This window comes from Mesorhizobium mediterraneum, assembly GCF_002284565.1.
Classification (GTDB): Bacteria; Pseudomonadota; Alphaproteobacteria; order Rhizobiales; family Rhizobiaceae; genus Mesorhizobium; species Mesorhizobium mediterraneum.
Window position 1 is genome coordinate 33524 of the sequence record NZ_NPKI01000036.1, and the last position, 24218, is coordinate 57741.

General features: G+C 58.2%; 19 protein-coding genes and 4 pseudogenes. 11 read left to right on the forward strand and 12 right to left on the reverse strand.

Going from position 1 to position 24218, the window contains the following annotated elements; translation table 11 throughout:
• Positions 1 to 439: 439 nt before the first annotated feature.
• From CIT25_RS27030 to CIT25_RS27050, 6 genes and pseudogenes are all read left to right on the forward strand, one after another.
• On the forward strand, positions 440 to 937 hold the full coding sequence (locus tag CIT25_RS27030) for an Lrp/AsnC family transcriptional regulator (protein ID WP_095488146.1): 498 nt from the start codon (positions 440 to 442) through the stop codon (positions 935 to 937).
• A gap of 1413 nt (positions 938 to 2350) precedes the next feature.
• Positions 2351 to 3211, forward strand: coding sequence for a DUF4231 domain-containing protein (locus tag CIT25_RS27035; RefSeq protein ID WP_095488148.1), 861 nt, complete (start codon positions 2351 to 2353; stop codon positions 3209 to 3211).
• 9 nt (positions 3212 to 3220) lie between these two features.
• The gene (locus tag CIT25_RS27040; protein WP_063169304.1) at positions 3221 to 3727 is read left to right on the forward strand and encodes a TIR domain-containing protein; all 507 of its coding nucleotides are present in this window, start codon (positions 3221 to 3223) and stop codon (positions 3725 to 3727) included.
• A 454-nt stretch (positions 3728 to 4181) separates the two neighbouring features.
• Positions 4182 to 4604 (forward strand): annotated as a pseudogene (locus CIT25_RS37740) (IS66 family transposase); the annotation flags it as partial.
• Between the two features lie 189 nt (positions 4605 to 4793).
• A complete protein-coding gene (locus CIT25_RS27045; RefSeq protein WP_063169303.1) occupies positions 4794 to 6200 on the forward strand; it encodes an aminotransferase in 1407 nt (468 codons plus the stop codon).
• Between the two features lie 946 nt (positions 6201 to 7146).
• A complete protein-coding gene (locus CIT25_RS27050; protein ID WP_425351761.1) occupies positions 7147 to 7872 on the forward strand; it encodes a LuxR family transcriptional regulator in 726 nt (241 codons plus the stop codon).
• Positions 7873 to 8406: 534 nt separating this feature from the next.
• Here CIT25_RS27050 and CIT25_RS27055 read toward each other — a convergent pair.
• Positions 8407 to 8688 (reverse strand): DNA -binding domain-containing protein, encoded by a 282-nt coding sequence (locus CIT25_RS27055; protein WP_095488150.1) that lies wholly within the window; start codon positions 8686 to 8688, stop codon positions 8407 to 8409.
• Positions 8689 to 8804: 116 nt separating this feature from the next.
• Between CIT25_RS27055 and CIT25_RS27060 the strand changes: the two genes are divergently transcribed.
• Entirely contained in the window at positions 8805 to 9038 is a 234-nt protein-coding gene (locus CIT25_RS27060; RefSeq protein WP_095488152.1) for a helix-turn-helix domain-containing protein, read from the forward strand.
• Positions 9039 to 9474: 436 nt separating this feature from the next.
• On the opposite strand, the gene CIT25_RS27065 is transcribed toward CIT25_RS27060, so the two are convergent.
• Positions 9475 to 9741: a DNA -binding domain-containing protein gene (locus tag CIT25_RS27065; protein ID WP_063169299.1), complete on the reverse strand. Its 267-nt coding sequence runs from the start codon at positions 9739 to 9741 to the stop codon at positions 9475 to 9477.
• Positions 9742 to 9850: 109 nt separating this feature from the next.
• Between CIT25_RS27065 and CIT25_RS27070 the strand changes: the two genes are divergently transcribed.
• Positions 9851 to 10069, forward strand: coding sequence for a helix-turn-helix transcriptional regulator (locus CIT25_RS27070; protein WP_029354714.1), 219 nt, complete (start codon positions 9851 to 9853; stop codon positions 10067 to 10069).
• Between the two features lie 739 nt (positions 10070 to 10808).
• On the opposite strand, the gene CIT25_RS27075 is transcribed toward CIT25_RS27070, so the two are convergent.
• On the reverse strand, positions 10809 to 11507 hold the full coding sequence (locus tag CIT25_RS27075) for an OmpW/AlkL family protein (protein WP_024505687.1): 699 nt from the start codon (positions 11505 to 11507) through the stop codon (positions 10809 to 10811).
• Positions 11508 to 11545: 38 nt separating this feature from the next.
• Positions 11546 to 13708, reverse strand: a complete 2163-nt coding sequence (locus CIT25_RS27080; protein WP_095488154.1) for a prolyl oligopeptidase family serine peptidase — start codon at positions 13706 to 13708, stop codon at positions 11546 to 11548.
• Positions 13709 to 15083: 1375 nt separating this feature from the next.
• On the opposite strand from CIT25_RS27080, the gene CIT25_RS38565 reads away from it, so the two are divergent.
• Together CIT25_RS38565 and CIT25_RS27090 are read left to right on the forward strand one after the other, a co-directional pair.
• Positions 15084 to 15560, forward strand: coding sequence for a transcriptional regulator domain-containing protein (locus tag CIT25_RS38565; RefSeq protein ID WP_363331712.1), 477 nt, complete (start codon positions 15084 to 15086; stop codon positions 15558 to 15560).
• Between the two features lie 33 nt (positions 15561 to 15593).
• Positions 15594 to 15794 (forward strand): annotated as a pseudogene (locus CIT25_RS27090) (SMC-Scp complex subunit ScpB); the annotation flags it as partial.
• 70 nt (positions 15795 to 15864) lie between these two features.
• Here the strand turns inward: CIT25_RS27090 and CIT25_RS36520 are convergent.
• Positions 15865 to 16191 (reverse strand): hypothetical protein, encoded by a 327-nt coding sequence (locus CIT25_RS36520; RefSeq protein ID WP_158302655.1) that lies wholly within the window; start codon positions 16189 to 16191, stop codon positions 15865 to 15867.
• Positions 16192 to 16243: 52 nt separating this feature from the next.
• Between CIT25_RS36520 and CIT25_RS36525 the strand changes: the two genes are divergently transcribed.
• Positions 16244 to 16582, forward strand: coding sequence for a nucleotidyl transferase AbiEii/AbiGii toxin family protein (locus CIT25_RS36525; RefSeq protein WP_126063908.1), 339 nt, complete (start codon positions 16244 to 16246; stop codon positions 16580 to 16582).
• 68 nt (positions 16583 to 16650) lie between these two features.
• Here the strand turns inward: CIT25_RS36525 and CIT25_RS27105 are convergent, their stop codons facing one another.
• The 7 genes and pseudogenes from CIT25_RS27105 to CIT25_RS38185 form a co-directional block, all read right to left on the reverse strand.
• Complete coding sequence (locus tag CIT25_RS27105; protein ID WP_158302656.1) at positions 16651 to 16812, reverse strand: hypothetical protein; 162 nt, start codon at positions 16810 to 16812, stop codon at positions 16651 to 16653.
• A 148-nt stretch (positions 16813 to 16960) separates the two neighbouring features.
• Positions 16961 to 17933: pseudogene (locus tag CIT25_RS27110) on the reverse strand (tyrosine-type recombinase/integrase).
• Positions 17934 to 18176: 243 nt separating this feature from the next.
• Positions 18177 to 20645: an autotransporter family protein gene (locus CIT25_RS27115; RefSeq protein WP_158302657.1), complete on the reverse strand. Its 2469-nt coding sequence runs from the start codon at positions 20643 to 20645 to the stop codon at positions 18177 to 18179.
• Complete coding sequence (locus CIT25_RS36530) at positions 20639 to 21709, reverse strand: hypothetical protein (RefSeq protein ID WP_158302658.1); 1071 nt, start codon at positions 21707 to 21709, stop codon at positions 20639 to 20641. The genes CIT25_RS27115 and CIT25_RS36530 overlap by 7 nt, the downstream gene beginning before the upstream one ends.
• 703 nt (positions 21710 to 22412) lie before the next feature.
• Complete coding sequence (locus CIT25_RS27125) at positions 22413 to 23039, reverse strand: hypothetical protein (RefSeq protein ID WP_095488164.1); 627 nt, start codon at positions 23037 to 23039, stop codon at positions 22413 to 22415.
• Positions 23033 to 23149, reverse strand: a complete 117-nt coding sequence (locus CIT25_RS38570) for a helix-turn-helix transcriptional regulator (protein WP_245265438.1) — start codon at positions 23147 to 23149, stop codon at positions 23033 to 23035. Before CIT25_RS38570 ends, CIT25_RS27125 begins: the two co-directional genes overlap by 7 nt.
• A 2-nt stretch (positions 23150 to 23151) precedes the next feature.
• Positions 23152 to 23429, reverse strand: a pseudogene (locus tag CIT25_RS38185) (helix-turn-helix transcriptional regulator); the annotation flags it as partial.
• Between the last annotated feature and the right edge of the window lie 789 nt (positions 23430 to 24218).

Consider the following 24218-nt stretch of genomic DNA (forward strand, 5'->3'; position numbering starts at 1 on the left):
AGACGAGCGGCATTTGCGGTGCCATGCGCCTTGGCGGGCCGGACGAGCAAGGCCTTCAATTCACTCCAATAGCTGAATGTGCCAGTGAATACTGCATTGAATATGCCGTACACGCGATCGAGGCTCGAATGCCGTCGCGGCGTCTATCAAGTACGGCAGCGGAGTTCAGTAAATGGGTTATCTATTTATCAGGAGGTCTCCGCCGCGGCCGGCTATCCTCTCCAGCTGCATCATTGCCCCGTTAGGCGTCGGGGCGATAGCCAAACTACTTCTGCAGCTTTTCTCAGCTGATCGCTCTCCCTCAGCTGATTTTGGTACCCATTCTGGCACATCTCGGGCCTGGAACGGATGCCTTCCACTGCTACATTCGCTCGTTTCAATTGATGATAGAATTGATCGGCACACAACGCGATGTCGATCGCTGCTTGAGAGACAGGTTATGAAGTCGAAACCCGACCCCGTGCAACTCGACAGTTGGGACGTCCGGATTCTCTCCGAGATTCAGGCAGACGGTCGGATTTCAAAAAGTGAGCTTGCAAAACGAGTTCATCTTTCGGCGTCGGCCTGTTCGGAGCGGCTCCGAGCACTCAAGGCCGCAGGGATTATTGAGGGATTCTATGCGCGACTGAGTCCTGCCCTCATTGGCGGCATGATCTTTGTGATGGTAGAAGTCGTGCTGGATCGCCATCGTCTTGAGGACCAACGACACTTCGAAACTGCAATCCAAGAGATCCCGGAAATCCTGGACTGCTGGGCAATTGGGGGGCGCGTCGATTATCTGATGCGGGTCGCATCTCCTTCTATGGCCGCCTATCAGGATTTCATGGAGGGACTGCTGCAGGCAGGCTTGGGGATTGATCAATACTATAGCCTTGTCGTCACGAAACCAGTGAAGTCCAATTCACCGATACCTTTGTCCGCACTGAGGCAACGGTGAAACCGAAAGTTTAAGTTTCAACGGCGTTTGGCACGGATCCCGTAGATTCGTCGGCAAAAGGCGCCCATTCCGACGAAACTCAAGGGACATGTGCGGTATACTAATTGCTGGAAAAAAGTGGCCGAGCGCTATCCGCCGGTTGATGGCAAGGAAGGACGATGCGCTTGAGCAATCTGGAACCGATCATTCCAGGAGACGAATCGAAGCAGCCATCGGACGCACTTGCCCAGCACGGTTACGGCGAGAAGCCAAACCGGATCGTGCCTGGTTGAGGAGGCGTCCATATCTAAGATGCGAAGTGCCGAAAAATGCCTCTACCGCTACTTCAAGGGGGGAACTTTCGCCCTGGATTGGCGATCAGTGGCGATTGAGCTTAGTCGCGGTCAGCGCATCCGTGTAGGGGGCGAAATCTACAGCGAGGGTTTGGCAAGCCGACGGATAGCGGGAGTGCAAGCTGGCCCGCTTGGCCTTGGCGACCAACCCGGCCCTCAACGCCTGCGGACATTCGGAGATCGCTCCATCGCGTTTTTACGTCCTAAGTTCGTTGCTGATCGAGATTAGGAGATCGTCTGTCCTGTTTGACATTGCTGGTCTCCGCAGCCTTCTAAGCGAGGAGCATGGCTGTGCCGGGGTCGCGTAGGTGGGTGACAAGGCCGGTCACTCCTGCCAGCCGACGTGGTCTTTGAGAAGGTGGAGGTTGCGCTACCCGGCTGGAGAGCATGGTGCCAGTTTTCACAAGACAAGGGTCGCTTAATCGAATGGGCGTCAAGTTCATAGATTGCGAACAGATCATGGGGGGATTTGAATAGTGCTACTGACCGAGGCAGAGCTGAAAAGAGTTGCGAATGCCAGTCGAGGACATAGAGCCGCATCGATCGTTCTAAAGGAAGAGACGGCCGCAGCTACAGCCAGATCGTCATTCGACGTTTTTCTGTCACATTCTTTCAAGGACGCAGAGATCATTCTCGGTGTGAAGCGAATTTTCGAGGAGCTTGGGTTCACTGCTTACGTAGATTGGGTCGAAGATTCACAACTGGACCGCACAAAGGTCTCCTCGGCCACCGCCGAGTTGCTGCGGACCCGTATGAGGCAGTCAAAGACGCTAATCTATGTGCATTCAAACAATTCTCCAGGATCCAGATGGATGCCTTGGGAGCTTGGCTTTTTCGATGGGTTTCGGACCGCGGTAGCGGTTCTGCCCGTGGCAAAAAATTCTTCGGAAACATTCTCCGGGCAAGAATTTTTGGGCCTATACCCTTACATTGATGGGACAGGACCTGCATTCCTGTTTATGAACAGAGGGATCGCGCCTCGCTCAAGAATAGGCTCTGTAAGCTCGACTGCTAACCTCACGTTTGCCAAATCCTGGCTTAAAGAATTTACCGCCACAAAATAGACTGGTGTGCTTCAAAAATGAAATATCCTGGACTCTATAATAGCGCCGACGTGGCATCCAACGAGCAGCAGGCGACGTTTCTCCGCCTGATCCGGGCAGAGTACGTTCTTCTTTTTTTAGCGTCGGTGCTCTCTTTGGACTTGTCGTCATCAAAAGCCTATTTCGGTGTCTATGCTGCGGTATTTCTTTGCTCAATGGGAGTCCTCATTTTCCGGTCGGTCACAAAGCCCGAGCAGGTCTGGTATCAGGCTCGAGCTCTGGCAGAGTCGGTGAAGACATTGACTTGGCGCTTCGCGATGCGAGCACAGCCGTTCGATGACGCGCGCGCGGCTGACGCCAGAGCTGATTTTCGAAAGCTTATGGAAGATATCCTTGATAGCAATCGTCACCTTGGTAGCGCGTTGAGCGGCACCGATTCAGCATCGCCCCAAACAACGGACGAGATGATGTCGATAAGGGACTCCCCGCGAAAAGAACGAAAAGACCTATATCTGCAGAGACGAATCTGCGACCAACGGAAGTGGTACGAGAAGAAGGCGCGCTCGAACAAGAGGTCCGCGAAAGTCTGGATGGGCCTTGGTATTTTTGCATACGCTCTGGGATTCTCGTTCATCGTAGTACGCATCGCTGACCCCGCGATGCCAGGCTGGCCGACCGAGCCGCTAATTGTCATCGCCGCCTCCCTTATCGGGTGGACCCAGATCAAGAAATTTAACGAATTGGCATCGGCTTACACGTTGACAGCTCACGAGATCGGCTTGACTGCCGACCTTATTACGGACGCCAACTCGGATGAGGCATTCTCCGCCGCGGTGAACGAAGCCGAACTGGCTTTCTCACGGGAGCACACCCAGTGGGTTGCTCGTCAAAACAACTAAGAGACAACAATGGCATACAGCGATCCGACCTATGTAATATTTGACGGCGATGAAGACGCTTGGGCATACCGCTTTATGAAAGGGTGGAACGCCAGCGAGAATGTGAGTTTTGAATTCGCGAACGCTCACGATCTGGACAATATGACGAGCCGAGCACAGGACGAAGATTATGTTAAACGCAATCTTCGCAACAGAATGAATGGATCGAGCCAGGTACTTGTCCTGATCGGTGAGAAGACGAAAAACCTTTTTCGCTTCGTGCGCTGGGAAATGGAATTGGCTCTTGATCTAGGTCTGCCGATAATCGCAGCAAACCTTAACGGCTCGCGGCAACAAGATGTGAGCTGTCCGCCTATCATCAGGGACAAATGTGTTGTGCACGTGCCGTTCAAGATGAAGGCCATCAAGCACGCGCTAGCCAATTGGCCGAGCGAATTTCATCGGCTTTCAAACGCTCAGCGTGGCGATGGCGCCAGGAGCTATGGCGAAAGCACCTATCGCGATCTCGGCTTATAATCGCCCACCTAAAAGCACTTAGCCGCCCAAACATCCTCGCCATCCGCTGGCGGCGACTAGCCTTAGCAACGTCCGCCAGCGTGTTCCGAGCTTGCCGAGCGATGATAAGAAGAGACGTCCGATTTGCTGAGTTTGGCTGAAAGCTGCAGGTCATGTGCAACCTATTAGAGGAGCCCCGCTCGAAGCGTCGGATCGTCAGACAAGATCACGTCGCGCGAGGGCGCTGGTTTCGAGAGGAAAAGGAGCGGCTGTTCGACGTTTGAGGCTTGATCCAGCGTTTCGAGACTGCACGAGCGGCCAGCATTGATGGAGGCATGCTGCCGCCTCCTGCGAGCCGCAGCTCGGCTCGCCCTGCGCAGCAACCACGAATTTGCGATCGCAAGAAAGGCAACACGCCGACGATAGAACTTGGCGGCGCTGGTCGGCTGCGAATCAAGATGTCGATGGCAAGGAGCTCTCGCCGAGCGTCTTTGCCGGGCCGAACCTTCTGGCTATGCTCCTTCGAGAAGTCTGCCGAGCACCAGCCGCCGCACCGCCAAAGCGATCAATATGCGCGAGGGCACGACCTCAGCCTCTCAGCGCTGGCCAACCAGGTTGGAGCCTGTGCCGCGGCACGGAACCCGCTGCCTGCTGATCGAGGCGAATGTGCTTTGCCCCTGATCACCTGCATTACCACCCTTGGGAAAGGGCAAGACCGATCCGGACCGTCAGAATGTAAGGGATGACCGGCAGTTCGGCGGAACATGGCCGCCGGCGCTCTATCGTGCCTCGCGCGGCCGGCGGGAACAGCGTCCCGAGCGCTATTCATCCGTCAATATCGCCCGCTAATCGGGCACTATGCTGGGCGCATGCGCGTCGTAAGCTGTTCGTGTTTGCAGGACGCGCCCCCGACCCTCAGCCAAGGCGAAGGTGACGCCTTAGTTTTCACGGCAATTCGGGCCGATCCCGCGAATTCCACGGCGAATAACCTGCATTCCCGAGAAACTCAAGGGACGTTTCCGGTATGCTATTTGCTAACAGGTGGCTGGCCGAGTGCCCTCCGCCAATTTATCGCGAGGAGAGGAAAATGCGCTTGAGCAATCTGGGAACCGAGCAACTCCGGGAGAAGGATAGAAGCTTCGTCTTCCATCCTTCTACGCATTTGGCCAAGCACAGCCGAGGCGAAACGCCAAATAGGATTATGGCCGGTGCGGAAGGCGTCTATATCTGGGACACCGAAGGCCGAAGGAGCCTCGACGGTTTCGGAGGACTCTACTGCGTCAACATGGGATATGGATGCACGGAGATCGCCGAGGCCATTGCCAGGCAAGCACACGAATTGCCGTTCGCGCACGTCTATGCCAGCCAAGGTACGGAGCCGGTCGCCCTGTTGGCAGAGGCCGTGGTCGAGTATTTCGGTCAGAACATGCGAAGGGTCTATTTCGGCCTCTCCGGTTCCGATGCCAACGAAACCAACATCAAGCTGGTCTGGTACTATAATAACATTCTTGGCCGGCCCGAAAAGAAAAAGATCATCTCGCGAAATCGCGGCTATCACGGGTCTGGATTGGTCACGGGTAGCCTAACTGGCCTTCCCTTCTTTCACAATTTCTTCGACCTGCCTCTGGATTTGGTGCGCCATACAACCACGCCGCACTATTACCGCCAGGCGCGTGTCGAGGAGAGCGAGGAAGCGTTCTCCCGGCGCTGTGCCGATGAGCTTGAAGCCTTGATCCTGGCCGAAGGACCGGAAACGGTTGCAGCTTTTATCGGAGAGCCGGTACTTGGGACAGGAGGTATTGTGCCGCCCCCCAAAGGGTACTGGACGTCCATTCAAGCGGTGCTCGACAAATACGATATCCTTCTAATCGCGGATGAAGTGGTCTGCGGCTTCGCGCGAACCGGCGAGAAGTTCGGTTCCCACCTGTATAACATGCGTCCGGATTTCGTGACCATCGCAAAGGGTTTGAGTTCCGCCTACCTCCCCATCTCCGGGTCAATCATTGGCGACCGTGTCTGGTCGGTTTTGGAACAAGGAACTGAGAAGCACGGCGCACTCGGCCACGGCTGGACATATTCGGGGCACACGCTTTGTGCCGCAGCCGCGCTCGCCAATATTCGACTGCTTAAAGAAAAAAATATTTTGGAGCATGTCCGCGATGTTGGACCGTATTGGCAAGACCGGATGAAGGCCGAGCTGGCGGGACATCCCATCGTTGGTGAAGTTCGCGGAGTGGGTATCCTGTCGGCCGTAGAGATGATGCGGGACCCAAAACAAAGGATCCCATTCGAACCCGACCTTCAGGTCGGGGTGCGCACTGCAGCTGCTCTGTTTGAGAATGGTGTCATCGGACGGGCCATGCCGCATGGCGACATCCTCGGTTATGCACCCCCCCTGATCATTACCCGAAAAGAGATCGACATCATTGTCGACGCGACGGTAAAGTCGGTCGATACCACCTATCGCGCGCTGAAGGCCGAGGGTGCCGTATGATTTTGCGATCGCGAAGGAGCGAGTCCGGAGGCAGGCATGTCCCTGCGCGCTACTGCGCCGAGCAGACCCAAAACTGTTGAATTCCAGATATCTGATCTTGAGCATGCTCCGGGCTATTTCAGTCACGATTTGTAACCGAATCAGTTCTGCCGCCGCTGTCCTGTTGCCCAACGACCAGGACCTCTGTGCGGCGCGCCCTGCGGGTGTACCTCCCCGCCGGCAGGGCGCCCTTTTTGACCCACGTAATCAGTATCATTATGGCCCGTGCGGAATCGAGGGTCTGGTAAAGGTCATCTGCACGTTCCGATGCACATTGAGCTTAGACGTGCCCTTTACATCATTGCAGCGGGCCACGGTCGCCGGTTCCAAAGTGCGGCAATGCCGAAGGTTATCTTCCTTCACATCACAAAGAGCAGAATAATAATTGCGGTGAATTTTATCACGTCAGGTATATAAAAGGACGATACTCACACGCCACCCCGTTCACAAGGAAAGGCATTTTAATATTGTTGAGACGATTCGCCTATCAAAGGAAAGAAAGCATCGCAACACTTCTTTGCGGATCACGGCGCCCCGGGTGCGGGATGAGCGGCTATCCGAATTGTTATGCTAATGCCGACCCAAATTCCTGCAAAAGCTGGGGTCAATGATGCCTTTTGGTCAGCGCAGGATGATTTCTCCTGGTTTGGTCGGTGCAGGGGCGGTCATGATTTAATGCATGGAGATTCTCTGATTGAGCTGTTGAGATCATGAGGCGTCTGCCAGACGCCCATCGGGTGAGCCCAGCATGATTGGGATGACCGACGAAGATCGAAAGTGTGGCAGCATTCTGGAGCCCGGTCAGCCCAGCGACGCCCGCGAATTCAATCGCGTTGTCGGGCCATACACGACGCAGCCGGAGGGCGTGCAGAAAGAGGAAGAATCGAGCGCGACGATGACGAGGGACATGCCACTTGTTTTCGAGACATTCCTTGAAAGACTGTCACAGAGTATCGATGAGGCAGATTTCCGGGATGCCATGGCTGAGGCGGCCGGACGACTTGACCTAATCTTCTTTGCCTACCTCTCCTTGCCAGTACGGCCTTCCGGCAAACCGAGGTTAATCTCGAACTATCCACCCCGCTGGACCAGACAGTATCTGGAAAATCAGTATGAGAAACTCGATCCTGTGGTCTTGCGTGCTCGAAATGGCGGCTGCCCGTTTCACTGGGGATCGAATTTGGGAGGCGATAAAATGTCGCCGGCTCAACAGCAGCTATTCGATGAGGCGGCTCAATTCAGCATCTGCTGCGGTTTGACGATCCCAATTGTCGATCTCCGCGGCCGCATCGCTGCGGTTACTTTTGCCGCCGATGAGCCTCGTCCAGTATTTCTTCGGGTCGCTGAGCGGTACGAACAAGCTCTTCAACTGATGGCGGCCTGCTTTCATCGTTGCGTTCGCCGCAAATTGCCGAGCGATCGAACAGTGGATGGGATTTCGCTGACATCCCGCGAATATGAGTGCCTGAGGTGGGCAGCGCGGGGTAATTCAGCCTGGGTGACCGGCCGCATCTTGGGTATCAAGCCACGCACGATCGCTTTTCATTTGGACAATGCCAAGAAGAAGCTAGGCGTGCGAACCCAAAATCAGGCTATAGCCCTTTTGGGGTCCGAAGGGTCCTCAATTCTCTGAGAAGCTTTTTGATCCCCTTGTGCTCGGGCCATTCGATCGCGCGCTTTGTATCGAGCGTTGACTGGATGCCGAGATCTTCTGTTCCGCCGGCTCGGGCGATGCAGCCGTATTCTTCCAGTCCGCGCCGGTGATCATAGTCTATGGGTGCTCGAGCGGGTGTTTCGTCGCTGACGAGCTAGTCGTGCGGTTATATAGTTTCCGAGGATGGCCCGCTTGCATACCTGCCTGCCGGTAATCTCTAACCCTTGACTTAGGGCGATGGCTATCGGTTATGCGGCTTGAAAGCGAAGAGGTGGACCCTTCGTCGAGCGCCGGTACGATATGGAGTGCTGCTCCGGGCTAATACCCATCCAGACAGAGCGGAACCTTCTATCACGTCAGACGCTCGGACAATTGCCAAAACCCGATTTCCTGGGAACTGAATTGTGCTCGCCACCGGGTCCATTTTGCCGGCGCGTCTGTGGTGCAGGCCCCGATCAGCCTGACCAATGGCACAGGAACTGCCTGCTTCTATGACCGAGCACTGCGAATTTGTCAGCTGGCGAACAATTCCTTGTAGCCGCTCGTCACCATCCAGTTCGCACGGTCGAGATGACTACGAAGCGCCTTCCTGGCGCGCTCCGGTTCAAGTGCCGGATCAATGCCGAGGATCAGTTGGGCCATTTCCTCTTCGGGCGCCTCATCGTCTGAGGCGTCCAGGAGCCTCATATAGATGGTAAAGTGCGCCCTGTCGTAGGCGGTAAGACGGTCAGACCAAGGGACTTCGTCGAGCAGTGTTGAGCTTTGAGTCCTATCTGTTCCCGTTGATCGATTCATGTCTGCCGCGAACCTCGCATGTTGATCGCTGGATCCAAGGCAGAATATCCCAAAATGGGATAATCCGAAACGGGGATTAGTCGCTGAGCCGGTCTCTACCTGACCGGTTCACCTAAATGCCCAAATCTCTTCGATCTCCCCGCCACCAGCGGTTTCTGGCCCAGTTGATCTCACTGCGCAATGTCAAAGGGCTGACGCAGGCGCAGGTGGCTGAGAAGCTTGGTCGTCCGCAATCTTTCGTGGCGAAATATGAGGGTGGCGAGCGGCGTCTCGATATCATTGAGTTTCTCGACGTAACTGCGGCCCTCGGTGCTGATCCGTGTGAGATTCTGTTGAGCCTGCGCACGTAGTGGGCGCCCGCGCCCATCACCGCGCGTGCCGTGTGCCGGTGGGTCGAGCCCCGCTTTTCTTGGCTCTGGCGTCTCGACCATTCCGCTGCGCCTCCTAGCGCGTCGTTAGACTCTCGCAATTCGCTCTATTTGTGCCTTTCCCAGCAGGTGGCGCCGCATCCTTCTAGGCCCGCCGCGGCGTCCCGCAACCCTTAGCCAGCTGTGAGCTTTCAGTAGGTCGTCCATCCGGTCCTCCGGATGCGGTGCGGCTCAGACGGCGGACCCGTTCCTGTCATGATTCGCCGACGCACCCATTCCTGGGAAGCAGCCATTGGCGAGCGGAGGACAAAATGATGAGACAGCGAAGCGCTGGGCCATCCGCGCTGTGGTGATACGTCGATGCATGGTGTTACGCGACTTCGTTGCTTGAAGCGAAGCGACCGCACCGCCCATTTCGTCAACTGGCGAACAAATCCTTGTAGCCGCTCGTCACCACCCAGTTTGCACGGTCGAGATGACTGCGAAGAACGTTGCGTGCGCGCTCAGGTTCGCGTGCCGGATCAATGCCGAGGATCACTTTGGCCATTTCCTCTTCAGTGGCGTTGTCTGCCGAGGCGTCCAGGAGCCTCATATAGGTTGTAAAGTGGTCCTTGTCGTAGGCTGTAATGCGGTCCGACCAGGGGACCTCGTCGGCGAACGGCGTGTTCGATCTGGGCTGCAACATCGCTAATTCTATCTCCGGCCAATGGACCCGCGAAGCCCTGTGCCTGCTAAATGTGGATTACATATTATAGTTGATAAACTCAAGCCGCCTGATCCGCTGGCTTGCGTGCATGGATATGCGCAAGTTGGTCGGACGGAATGTGCAGAGGATCAGGCAAAGGAAGCGCCTGACGCAGGAGCAGCTTGCGGAGATTTCCGGGTTCAGTCAGCAGTACATCAGCGGCTTGGAGAAAGGCCGAAGAAATCCGACAATTATCACGATCTATGAACTGGCATTGGCCCTCGGCGTCAGCCACATGGATCTGGTTCGGCCCGACAAACAGGCCTGATGCCCCCGCCCTCCAAGTAGCTGGCGGCCTGATGGCGCGCGCCGGGTGCTTGTGAGCCCACGCTTTTCTTAGGTCCCCCGGCAGCCCCTGCCATTTAGCTCGCCCTCGCGCGGGCGCACCCTATTGGACAGTCGGCCGCTGCGTTTTTGTCAGCTTTTCCTGGGACGTGGGGTGGTCGGCATTCCCTTTTAGGCCCGCCGCGGCCTGCCGCAACCTTCGCTCTCGCTTCAGGTCCTTCTCTTGGTTACGGTCCTTCGGATGCGGTCTGCCTCTTTCAGCGGGCCTAATCGCTTTCTGTCGCCCGCCCCACGGGGACAGGCACGCGAGACTAGTATGGAGCGTTGCGGTTAGCGCGCGAACAGCAAAGGAACCGAAAAAACAGGCAACTGTCGCAGCATGGCTGAACCAGCCATCGTGTCGGCATCTAGGAGCCGCGTGTTCGCCTTGCGCTGACACGAAGCTCAGACATAACGTCCGGGAGACGATGCTGGCAAATAGTCTGGCTGAAGCATTCCACCCACAATACCAAAGCCCGTCCCAATCCAAAGCGCTTCTACGCCCTCCATCTCAGGCGCGAGGCCTGCTGGCCAGTGCACCTTCTTGGTCCGCCGGAAGAGAGCCCCGCCCTCTCGACAATCGGCTTCATGAGGTCTCGCCCTGCAGTGTCGACCGTAAAAAAGGGCGCGCGAGGCGCCCTTCATTTAAACCGGCAGTCGGGAAGCAGACTTCACTCTGATATTCAAAAGCGGTAGGTGACACCTGCGCCTATCAGCCAGGGATCGAGCTCCGCCTTCCCCGTCAGCTTCGCGCCGGCCACCGTGACGTCGAAGTCCGGCTTCAGGAAAAGCTTCTTCACGTCGAAGTTGAGGCCCCAGTGCTGGTCCACCATGTAGTCGAATCCGACCTGCAGCGCCGTGCCGAACGTGTTCTTCACCTTGAGAGCATCAGCGCTGCCAGTGTCCTGGTTGTAGAAGATCGTGTAGTTCACGCCTGCGCCGACATAAGGTTTGAACGCGCCGAGATCGGTAAAATGGTACTGCAACGTGAGCGTCGGCGGCAGCAGCCAAACTTTGCCGATGTTGCCCAACCCTCCGATCGTCCCTTGGCCCGCGATGTTGGCATAGGTGGTACCGAGTATGAGTTCGGCGGCGATGTTGTCGGTGAAGAAATACGAGATATCGAGTTCCGGCGTCACCGTGTCCGAATACGAAAGACCGGAGCCGGGAAGCGTATCAACGTAGCCCAGATCTTTCGTAACGACGCCCAACGCCCGCAGGCGGACCTGCCAAGGGATTGGCGCTTCGGTGACCGAGGCTCCCGTCTCCGCCAGGACGGTCTCTGCTTGCGCAGGCTCCGCGGCGACGGCCTGCTGTCCCACCATGATCAGGGCCACCGCCGCTGCTGTTGCCCGCGCTACGCCCATTCGCGTTCTCGCCATGAGATTCACTCCTTGATGTTCAGAAAGGATGCACTGCACTATTTCGTCTCCTGCTCGAATGAATTGTTGATGGACCTCAAATGCCCCACTTGCGTTGCAACGCGTTCCGCCGTCTCCGGAAAGTGATCGTTGAAGCCGATTGCGCTGCGGAGAAAATTGGTGCCTAGACTGATGAATGCGGCTTGCTCCCGATTGTCCTCGCCGCAGCCGTGCCCGCCTGCGCTGGCCTCGTAGAAGTAAGCGGGATAGCCAAGAGCCTGCAGTTTTGCGGCCATCTTGCGCGCATGGCCCGGATGGACGCGGTCGTCGCGTTTCGTGGTGGCGATCAGGATAGGCGGATAGGGCTGTCCCGGCGCTGCGGCGTGATAGGCGGAGATTTCCTTCAGGAAAGCCCAATCGTGAACCTTGTCCGGATCGCCATATTCGTCGATCCAGCTCGCGCCCGCCAAGAGCTTGGTGTAGCGACGCATGTCGATAAGCGGTGCTGTGCAGAACAGAGCCCCGAAATGCTCAGGATAGCGGGTCAGCATGTTTGCGATCAGCAGGCCGCCATTTGAGCCACCCTCGGCGGCAATCCGCCTCGGCAGGGTGATGCCCCTTCGCACGAGGTCGGCGGCAACGGCGGCGAAATCGTCATGGGCGAGACGCTTGCCCTCCCTGCGCCCGGCTTCGTGCCAGCGGGTGCCGAACTCGCCGCCGCCGCGGATGTTCGCCTCGACACACGTGCCGCCGCGCTCGAGCCACAGCTTGCCCAGAGGGGAGTTGTAGTAGGGCAGGAGTGATACGCCGAACCCGCCATAAGCGGAAAGGTGAATCGGAGCATCTCCGTTCCCGTTCGCCGGACCAACCTGCGTATAGGGGATCAGCTCATGATCGATAGAGACTGCCTCGTGGCGCGTGACCACCAGTCCGGATGCATCGAAATTCTCCGGGCTGCGCTTCAGGATTGCTGAAGCGCTGAGAGACGGCGCGGCATTCAGATCGAACAGCAAGAGCTGCGGCGGCGTGATCGGATCCTGAGCACAGATCAGGACCTCTCCATTGGTCTCGTGAACTGCCGCATCGAATGACCAGACGTCGACAGTACCTTCGGCGGGCAGGGTGTTCAGGACTCGGCGCGTCCATTCCTGGTGGCCGGGAGTGAACATCTCGAAACGCGGTGCGAGATTGACGAGGTAAGAGATAATGAGCTTCCCGTCATTCCAGAAGAATGACTGCATGGAGCGCCTTTCCCCTGGTTGAAACAGGGTCTCAAAACGGCGTCCGCCAGCGAGGAAAGAGGAAAGCGAGATGACGATCAGCGCGTCGGCGGGATGGGTGGTGCCTCCCACCGTCCAGGCCTTGCGCGGCCTTACCGCCAGCCAGTCGCCGAAGACCCGCCACGACGCGTCGCGAGGAAGATCGATCTGCCTCCTCGGCCCGCTCCTATCGCCGATCCAGCTGATCTTCTCGAAGAAGGCCGGCTGCTCGATGAACCAAAGGCGCTCGCTGCGGCCGGTGCGGTCCGAATGACCAGACACTTGGAAGCTTTCGAACCCGGCCTCGAAGATTGCCGGCGTGGTGAGGGGATCCGCGTCACGCTTCCACAGTCGAACGGTGCGCGCATAGCCGGAGCGGGTGGCCATGCCATTACCAAGCGCACTGGAAAGCAGAAGCGTGTCAGGGTCCAGCCAATTAACGTAGCCTTTGGCCTCGGGGAGGTTGAAGCCGTCGGCGACAAAGCTCAGAGAGATCAGGTCGAATTCGCGATGCACGACCGCGTCGCTGCCGCCGCGCGACAGGCGCAGAACGGCTCTTTCCCGTCTCTCCGGCTCGATGGACGCGCCGTCCCAGATCCAGTCCTCTCCGTCGCTAGCCGCGAGAGCATCCAGATCGAGCAGTAGCTCCCATTGGGGATCCGCCTTCATGTAGGCGGCAAGGGTGGTCCGGCGCCACAGTCCGCGTGGATTACCGTCATCTCGCCAGTAATTGTAGAGGTACTGACTACGGCGCGCGATCAGGGGAAGATTGTCGCGATTGTCGAAAATGGCTGTCAGAGCCGCGCGGTCGCGCTCGAATTGCGCTCCACCGAAGTGCTTCAGGGTCTTTGCCGATTGGCCGGCGGCCCAGGCAAGTGCCCGCTCGCCCTCTACATCTTCAAGCCAGACATAGGGATCGTCGTCGGGAGCATCCAGCGTTGGACGGACATCAAATGCGTTCATGTCCGGACAGCCTTCAGAAAGAAGGGATAGAGGCTTCCGTCGGCTCGGGAACGCTCAGTGCTGGTAGCGGCGCCCACATGTTCGAAAAGCGTGATCATTGATGAGTTCTTCCAGTCGGTGCGGCATCGCAGTGCTTTTGCGCATAGGGACCGCAACCGTCGTGCCAACTGGGAAAATCGTTTCGGAACAATGCGATCGCTCTGGAAGCGTTGTGTCACATGTCCGACATCGTCGAGAATCCGACAACGAGTGCTCCTCCTAATCACCGGATCAACCTCCGGCGCCAGGCGGTGACACCGTGCAGAACTCGAGCAGTGAAGCTCATTGGTGAACCTGGTTGACGCCCAACATCTTCGCTCTGGAGCGCTTCACGCACACGGATTCATGGCAGACACCATGATGCGATCGATGCGGTTAGAGACCAAGCTGGCTGCGCCTGTGAGTTTCAGCCGCCAGCTGGAAGCAGCTGAGTTCTGACGAGAAGGGTGGGGCACCCCTTGGGCGACCTGATGGTTGCCCAAGCCCTGCCGCAATCTTGGCCTGCACCGTCCCCTTGATTGCTGTCGATCAAGCCAGGAAGCTGCATTCGGGCGAACGCATGGGGCTGGTCCCCATGGCAACTTGGGCTGATGTGGGGCCGTCGATATGCGATACGAGGGTCTAGGATAGGGGAGCTCGGGCTCGGTAGTATCTCAGCGAGACGGCTAATGGTCGACGAAGTCTTCCTGACGCCACGCATTGGTATGCCGCAGCAACAGGGGCGTTCGGGCGCAAGTCTGGTTGTGAAATCGGCTGCTACAGGGGCATGCCGCGCTTCATCTCCATACCGTCCGCGAAGAAAGCGCGGCGCGAGCATCACCAAAGAGAAGCGGCGCGCCGTTCGTTTTGCGGTCCACTGACCAGTCGGCTTCACCTGTACAATACGGGCTGGCATAGCGTGAAACTTAGCCTCCAATGGCGGAAATTTCCCCCAGGAGACCTAGATGACTAAGCTTATAGCACCCGGGCTACGACAACCTGCCCACAACCAGCGTCGAAGCCACCGCCACGCCACCAGGTCTTCAGGGAACGTCCTGAACGGAACCCAGCCGGGCACTCCTATCAAAGCGACTCCCTTCGCATGCTCAGGCCGCGCTTGCTGTCGCTGCGCGGGACCGACAGCCTGCTTCTGCCCTGCACAGTGCCGACGACACATGCTTCGACGAAATGGCGTCATCGAGGTCGGGTGGCTTCGGCGCCGGTGCTTTGCCAAATTGCATGATGTTTGGACGTCCCTGGGGGCGGGCAAGGGGGCACAGTCGTGCCTGCAGTTCTCGTGACTGGCGCGGTCGAGGCTGATGGGCGGGATGAACGATCATATGACTGCACCACTGGTATGACGCCGCGCGAAAGGGCATGGGAGTTTTTGCGCCGCAATCCAGCATTCCAGCGTGAGGTGACCGCTGCAAGCCAGCAGGCCAATAGCTGGTCTTACCAACCCTTGCTTGACCTGGTCGCGTCGGCCGGCGACCTGTTACGCTGGGGTGTTCTGTTTCGCCGAGTCTTATGGGCGAAATTCGATCGTTTCTGGTTCCGCTCTGGTGCGTCCATGTGTTGCCAGTCATTGCAGAACATCTGCCAGCATCGTCGGAGACAACGCCGTGCGAACTCTTGGCATTGCCATGTCGTGCGACGGTCCTGCCTGGCGCCCGGCAAAGGCCAACATGTTCTTCTTCGCAATGCCGAGCATACGCTCCAGCTCGCCGTCTCTGGCGTGGATATCTTGAGCCTGTCTGTCTCCGAACCGAGGCGATCTGGCCCGCGAGCTTTTGAGGCACCGCCTGAGGGCGGCTCGAGTGCCTCAATGCTCTAAGTGTGGGTCAACGTCTGCCTGCCCGCTGAATTTGGCACGCCTTACACCTACGTCACGACCAAGACCTTCCTGTTGCACTTCGGCCTCGACACACTGCGGGATTTGCCCGATTTCGAGGCGATTGAGGTTGCCGCGCTGCTCAGCAAGGAGAAGCTGCTGGCGGGCGATACTCCCGTCGGGCTGGTGAGTGGTGGAGGAGGTGAGGAGCGACACTCCAAGGCCAGGACGGGCTAGCGCAGCAGATACATGGAAGTAATCGCTTGATATGAGCGGTTGAGAGTCGAATCAGGGAACTATGCGATCACTATCGATAAGAGGTGGCAATATCGATCGTGATTGTATCGGGCCACTCTACGGCGAAGGAGGCGGCAACTTGTGTCTCCGACCCGAAACGATTACCTTGCGGCCTATGAGCAAGCATTTGGCATCCGTCTTGACGACCGTGAACGCGCCCTGCAGCGTACAGCTGGACGACGCGGCGCTGGCCGATTGCTTTGCGGATCTCGATTTGGCCAAGCAGCATCCCGCTCATGTCAGCGCCTTTCTCGGCGAGGTCCCTCTCGCCCAGCAAGTCGAGTTCGCAACCGCGCACCACATTCGCGGTCGACGAGATGAAGGCTTTTGCCGCCAAGTTCTCTGCCTGGTCCGGCGAAAGCTATCCGCTCGCCGCGTAATGGCTGGACATGATAGCCGACGCCCGTCCGAATGGCGGCGGCTTTTTCGTATTATATCGACCTGATCGACCAGCTTCGCGGGAATGCCGGGGCTACGACTTTGAATGGTCATTTGGCGGCGGAACGGCTATGATGATCCAGATCGGCCATCGCGAAAGCCACGACATCGATATTTTCCTCGACGACCCTCAATTGCTCGGTCATCGACCATCCAAAAGCCACCTGCACTTTGAAACGATGCCGTCCGACTATTTGGGGGACGGGCTTCGGTTCCAGAAATTCGCCTTCGAAGACGTTGGCGAAATCGACTTCATCGTTGCCGGAGCGCTAACAACGAAGCCGTTCTAGACCCGCGTGGTGGAAGGCAGGACCGTGCGGCTCGAGACCATCCCGGAAATCATCGCCAAAAAGGTCTATTACCGGGGATTTCGGAAGCCAACCCGCGCGACATCTTCGACATCGCCGCCGCAGCCCGGTCGCAATTGGGCGAGGTCGTCAACGCTCTGCGTGCGCTCCCAGAACAGGTCGCTCGAACCAGACAGCGGATGGAAAAACTCAACAATGAATTCGTCGGCCATTGCACAGCTGATGATCATGCCCTGACTACGAAGCGTCGGCCGCCGACAGTCTGGACGCAGCGTTCGCTGCGCTCGACGAGGTGTTGTCATCACTCAAAGAACCTGACCCCCACGACCTAGCGACCAACCGAGGGAGGGGAGGGGTTTCTCAGAGCCCGGACGCCTTGGTGAGGTTGGTCCGGAATCTGCCGCGCCTCCGCTGATATTTGCGGGTCATCTCGGCCGAGGCATGGCCGAGCTGCTTCTGCACGTAACGCTCCTCGACGTCGGCCGACGAGGCAAGTCCGGCGCGCAGCGAGTGGCCCGAGAACAGCAGCGCCCGTTACCCTTCCGGGAGATCGGAGGGGACGCCGGCGGCGATCGTCACCTGCTTGACCAGGCGGCGACGTGCTTGTCGGAGAGCCGTTCGACGTCGACGGTCTTGTTGTCCTTGAAGATGCGGCGGAACAGGGGTCCACGTGCGATGCGGCCAAAGCGGATCCAGCTCTCGAGCGCGACTACGGGGTAGGTGTGGTCGCTGGAGCCGCGGCCGACCTCGACCTCGCGCCAGCCGGTCTTGCCGCGCAGGGTGACCAGCAGCCCTTGCCGTCAAAAATCTCGATCCAGCTGGCGCCATCGCTGTTGTCGTCGCGCATGACGTCGAGACCGACGATCTCGGAGCGCCGCAGGCCGCCGCCACAGCCCAGGAGCAAAATAGCGCGGTCGCGCAGGCCCTGAGGTCGTGGCCGAGCGTGGCGATCATCGCCAGCAGATCGTCGCCAGGACCGCCTCTTTCTGCCGCGGTGGCTTTGCGTGCTTGCGGCGAATGCCGGCAAGAACCTTATAGATATGCCGCTCCGCGCGGTCCAACGGCCGGCCGCGCTGGGTAAAGTTCCAGGCGAGGCCGGAGAGCCGCCGCTCGATGGTCGCAACCGAAAGGGCAGGGGCGCCACGCTTCGGATCGCCGGCGGCGGTGCCCGAGGCACAGGCGCTGATATTGAGCCCGATCACCTTCGAGCCCGGAGGCAGGGGATCGAAGCCAGCGCGCCGGCACCAGGAGCAAAAAAATGCCGCCAATCCTTGGGGTAGGCGTCGCGCGTGTTCTCCGAGGTGGCGTTGTAGTCCCTCGCGGTCTCGACCAGTTCCTGGACATGCGCCGGGACTCTCTGAGCCGGGTCTCCATCTCCTTGTAGAGCTTGTCGAGCTCGTCATCGACTGGCTTCACGTCGTCGATTGAACATTGCGTCATCATAGGCTTTGTGCCTTGTTGTAGCAGGCATCGTCCGTTCGCGCGGCGGACCCAGACATCACCGTCGCTGAGCCGAGAACGACGGTAAAAGAAAATGCACTCACTGACTTCATAACCAATCTCTTTTGCGGGTGATTTAGAAACGGACGCCGAGCTTGGCGCTGAACCCGTGTGTCTGGGCATCCGAGGCGATCTGTCCCTGATAGGCGATGCCGAACGTCGCGTTCTCGGTGATGTTTACGTCCAGCCCAGCTTCGAGCAGAGCTGCGTTCTTTGCGATCGGCACGCCCTCGATGGCGAAGGAGGAACCGCCAGCAAAGGCAAGAGCGGTATCCGGCCTGACGTCGCCGAAGGCGTGGCGCCAGCCAAGACCGCCGCGCGCGGTAGCAGTCACGGTGCCGAGGGTCAGTACCGTCGACGCACGCAGACCTAGCGTGGTAAACGCCGTGTCGCTCGAGCGATCCCCGCTCGACAAGGCGGCTGCGCCGCCCTTCTCGGTGAAGCCATCTGCGTCAAAATTCACATAAGCGAGATTAGCGTAGGGCTCGAAGGAAGCCGAAGCCGTATTGATACGGTAGCCGAGCTCGCCAAAGGCCTGGAACGTGCCGGCGTCGTAATCGGCCGAAAGGCTGTCGGCGAAGCCTGGAAAGACCACGGACCTGCCGGTCTCGATGCTGTGCCAGGTATAGGCAAGGCCGGAACGAAAACCGAGATTGCCGTTCTGCGTGCCGGCAAAAAGACCGAGATGGTAATTCTCGCTCGAGCCCGACGACGCGCGATCGTCCGCCTCCAAGGAGGTATGGCTGTAGCCGCTGATGAGGCCGAGCCGCCAGCTTTCGCCGACAGCCGCGTCACCGCCAGCCAGAAAGCCGCCTGTCGAGTGATCGAGACCGGCGGCATTGCCGTCGCTGTCGAGATGACCCCAGGCGCCGAAGCCACGGCCCCATACGGCGAAATTCTCACTCGTTGCCGGGGCCAGTTCCAGACCACCCAGCCCATAAGTCATCACCGGAACGCTGGAGGCACCGACGCCGTCGAACGCCGCACGGATCCGTTCGCTCGCGGCATCGCGTACAGAATGACTGTCCTCGATGAGGCCGCTATGAATGGAAGCATGAACCTCGCCTGATAGCATATCGAAAGCGTTGCGGGCTTCCGGCGCCGTCAGGAACAGGATGTTGTCCTGGATCGGATTACCGCTTCCAAGCGCCTGAGCCGCTGCGGCGACCGAGCGTTGATTGAAGGTGCTGGCTACATCGGCAAACGCCGTCGATGTGCGGCTGATATCGAGATAGACATTGTTGGCATCGTAGACGAGCTGGAAATCGACGAAGGGCGTCGCGTCTGTCGCCAGAGCCCCCGTCAGCCCGCCATAGGTGCCGCTTACGCCGCCTGCTGCGGAGAGCAGAGTATATCGGGCATCGACCGATAGCGTTCCCTGCCGCAGCAGCTCGATCTGCGCGCCGCTGTCGATCGCCGCTACTCCGCCAACATCGATGAGATCGGACGACCTTGCGAGGTCGACCTGATAGATCGATCCGGACTGCTGCGCGAAATCGCCCGTGACAGTCAGTGTGGTGACGATCCTGCTCGGATCGGTCGCACTGCCAGGAGCGACCGTGCCGCCCTCGAAAATGGTGACCGCACCGTAGGTGCCGCCGCCTGCGACGACACCGCCGCTGTTTGCGATAGCCGTGCCCCCGATCTGCCCGTCATTCCCGAGAAAGCCGGACGTGGTCGCATCATGGGAAAGCACACCTGTATCGGCAAGCAGCAATCCCGCGCCGGAACCGACCGTCGTCATGCCGGAAAAATTGTTCTTTCCGCTCAGCGTTTGCACGCCACCGGCAACGAATAGTTTGCCGCCCATATTATTGTTATCAACGTCGAGGTCGTTGATGCTGCCGGCGAACGTGTCGTTCGAATCCGTTAGCACCAGGGTACGCTTGCCCAGTTCGACCGTTCCGCTGCCACTCAGGCTACGAATACGGGCATCGTTGTAGGCGTCGGAGATTCCCCAATAGTCGCTGCCATTTCCATGTTCGGAGATATCGAACGTGCCGTCTGCAACGACTTTCGCTGACCGTTGGATGTTGCCGAGCCCCGCAAGCGAGAGATAGGCATCCTGAGCAATATTCGTCTCGCCGGTGTAGGTGTTGACATTCGTCATCCGGACCACCGTCTTTGTATCAAGCGTCAGCGATCCGGAGCCGGAGACGACACCCGCTATGCCGAACCCGCCCTCATTCCCCATGCTCGTCGTTATCCTGCTCAGACCGGTCCCTTCGGGTGCGGATGAATCGGTAGAGAAGTTGCTGGCAGTGACGAAATGTGACGTATAAGCGGTATACTTCTTCTCCAGATCGAAAATGACCGATCTGTTTTTGAAGAAGTCAAGACCGGCAACAAAACTGGTCTGGTCATTGGGTTGTTCCGTCGTGCCGCTGGTGTAGGTGAAGTCGATATTGTCCAGCCTTACCGGATCGCCATCCGTTCCTGCGATTGTAACGCTCGGGATGTTGCCCGATGCGCTTACGATCTCGCGTTGCTCATTTCTCCGAACATTTTTAAGTTTGACGCCCGCATCCTGAAATTGCTTCAGCATCGCATCACTGATCTCCAGACTGCCACCGCCCGGTGTGCCGGTGTCGAGCAATACCGCGGTCTTGTTGGGGTCGGTGATTGGTGGGGCTCCATCCTTAACCGTGTACTGCAGATTGTAGCTGCCTTCGTATTCGGTCGAGGCATTGGCGCCAGAGCCAGGAAAATTCTGATAAGAATCCTGATCTTTTCCTCGGGTTCTCCCCATGGCATGGCATTAGTATATTGGGCCCGGAGGCTTGGATTGAGGTTGACAATCGTGCAGGGGGAACAGCCAGGCGTTTGGTCGCTCTCGGAATCCGGATTCACATTGGCGGAGACCACGTAGCCAGACCTGGTGACACTGCCCATCATGCCCCAGACACTTGTCTTGCCAAGAAAATCGCCGGCCCCGAATGTACCTGCGAAATCGCCGCCTTCGTCTGCCATCTTGCCAGCGGTCATTTTCGCCCGCTGCTCCTTATCGGCGTGATAAGGTTCTTGGAGATCCTGACCATACATATCTTTAAGTCCATCCGTCACGGATCCCGGCGTGCACTTAAGATTGTTGTCCTTGCAATACGCATGGGTATAGACAAAATCGAGAATGCGAGCAGCCCGGTATTTCTTATCGCTTACAGACGGCCCGTCGATTGTTATCTTTTGATCTGGATCGACATATGTAAATTTATCAATTTCCACGTTCTGAAGCTTATTACCATACGTTCCGTCCCCGTACGTATATACGTAAGGCGTGTCGGCAATCGGGCGGACCCCGGTCACCTCTGACCCGATCTGCGTGTTGAGCTGGTCCGAGCCCGTGTCGAATACGTATCGCTGCGCGTTGCCATTGTTGATCTTGGCCCAGATGCCCAGGCGGTCATGGCCTTCCCCGACATACTCCAGCGGGATCGAAATCGGGTCGTCGGCCAACGCTTCTCCAGTTGGAAATGCTACCAGACCCACCCCGAGAGACACAGCCGGCAGGAATACCGTCGTCATCGCGGTGGTTGCCGCCAGAAAGTTCTTTGTCCTGAAACAAGCCTGCATACCTGGTCCTCGAAAAAGTCTCGCAAACTGATTGATCATTGGAACGGCCTCCTGAATTGTTTAACGAGACCCTTTATGGCGGCCCTGGCTGACAACAGCCTGAAAGCTGCAAGCGGCATGCGAAAATGGGGCGATCCTGAATGACGACAGATGCTGTCAACACTGGAAGAGTGCTCGGCCTGAAAGCTGAGCACGCTTTATGCTCAGGCTGCTGACAAGGCCAAAGCAGCGTAAGTGCGGAGTGAAATCCAAGGTCCACATGGGTCGTCGCTCTTCCCGTGCGCCTGGGAAGGCGCCGGCCCGGCCAAGCTTTCCCAGATCGTCCGGATGGCGCACAAGATACCGGTTCAGGTCGATCGAGATGGAGGCCGAGGCGTATGCCAAGGCGGTCGACTGCCTGACGAAAGATCAGAATGCGTCGCTGGCGCTCTACGATTTCCGCCGGCAGCGAGCTCAGTCTCCTGCCGGGCATCCGTGTTTACTGGCGACGAGACACAAGATGTGCCCAAATTGCCACCAGACCGTCACCTGCGATGAGTTTCGGCAACTGATTTTGTCCTTTCAATCGTCGCCACTTCCTGGCCGCGGCCAACATGGGCCACTCGAAGGCAGCAGACTGGCGGCTATATGGACGGGCTGTGAGCCCGAACCGGAGACATTGGCGAAATCTACGATCTCTATAGCAACGTCAAGGAGAAGCGCGAGGTGTTGCAGATGTGGTCAAATCACATCGAATGGCTGATCAAGCAGGCTGCGGATGACGCTCTGGCGGCGTAGCTGCTGGCATGGGCGGAAGATGCGGCGCAACAATCGTCAGAGCCTCATCGAATTGGAGATCACGCTTGACCAGCAAATGCGCGGCCAATGCTTCGATGGCTGACCAGTGATCGAGTACTAGCCGGGCCGTGCGATCTTCGATCCGCCTCCAACGGGGGCGGCGCGGCATCAGGAACCGCAACTCACCATAGATTCGCTTGGCATCCGCGTAGTCGCTGCTCCCCTCATTCCCATCGGACGCATTCATCGCCAAATCGCGCGGGTCCAGATAGCCTTCGAATGCGGATTCTGCAAAAGGACCTGCCAGACACGCAACTATCACTTGGATCGCTTCATCGCGTTGGAAATGTCGATCCATATCGTTCTCGAAAATCGGCTTTCGCTCCGAGGTGAATCCTTGCGCTGAATAGAAAACCGTGCCTTCGACAAAACCACCGCACTCTCCGTCACCGGCGTCGGGGTAAATACTAACACTTGAGAAAGCAGGGAGTTCACGGTCGTCGTCGAACATCTGACGGTGCAAAACGATGGCGGCCACCGCGTGCCCGGCTTCGTGATGCGCCACAAGCGGCAGATATTGGGAGGCTACCATGCGGTGCGGCTCTCAGATCTAGTTTCCATCCAAGCCCTGATATCGGATTCAAGCCATGCGACTCGGCCGGGGGAGATGCGACGCCGCTTAGGGAACAGGCCTGCCTTCAGANCATGCGGTGCGGCTCTCAGATCTAGTTTCCATCCAAGCCCTGATATCGGATTCAAGCCATGCGACTCGGCCGGGGGAGATGCGACGCCGCTTAGGGAACAGGCCTGCCTTCAGAGTCGCGCGGTCGCGCTCGAACTGCGTTCCACTGAAGTGCTTCAGGGTCTTTGCCGACTGGCCGGCGGCCCAGGCAAGTGCCCGCTCGCCTTCCACATCTTCAAGCCAAAGATAGAGATCGTCGTCGGGAGCATCCAGCGTTGGACGGACATCAAATGCGTTCATGTCCGGACAGCCTTCAGAAAGAAGGGATAGAGGCTTCCGTTTGATCGGGAACGCTTAGTGTTGGTAGCGGCGCCCACATGTTCGAAAAGCGTGATCATTGATGAGTTCTTCCAGTCGGTGCGGCATCGCAGTGCTTTTGCGCATAGGACCGCAATTGTCGTGCCAACTGGGAAAATCGTTTCGGAACAATGCGATCGCTCTGGCAGCGTTGTGTCAGATGTCCGACATCGTCGAGAATCCGACAACGAGTGCTCCTCCTAATCACCGGATCAACCTCCGGCGCCAGGCGGTGACACCGCATTCCTCTGTCTTTCCAGGAGACGGCGTGGACATCAATGCCGTTCCTCACCGAACCCGCCTCCTAGCCCTTCGCCTGTGTAGCATACGTCACGGCCGCCCCCCGGTTTGGCTTCAACCTGGGATTACGGCGTCCTCTTTCGCAGAGAAGATCGGGTTGTTCGTGGCGCGCGCAGCGGAGCCGAAGGAGCTTTTTCTGGGTTGCGGATACTGGCATGTCGATATTACGACCGTGTGTCCTTCGACAAGCTTGGTGGCTTCTTCAACCAGAATCTCGCCGGGGAGATCGAATCGTTATCTGCGCCGCAAAGTGCGGCCGGTGAGCGGCGTGGCCCTGCGTTCCAGTTGGCCACGGTCCTCGCTGGGACGAGCAAGTAAATGGCTTGCGCAGCAACGGTGCGATCACACCTGGAGCACGGCGTCATCAGGAAAGCGCCATCCTTGTGCGCCCACGACACCCTGGTCGCCATCGGCCGCATCGCGGGGGGGGGG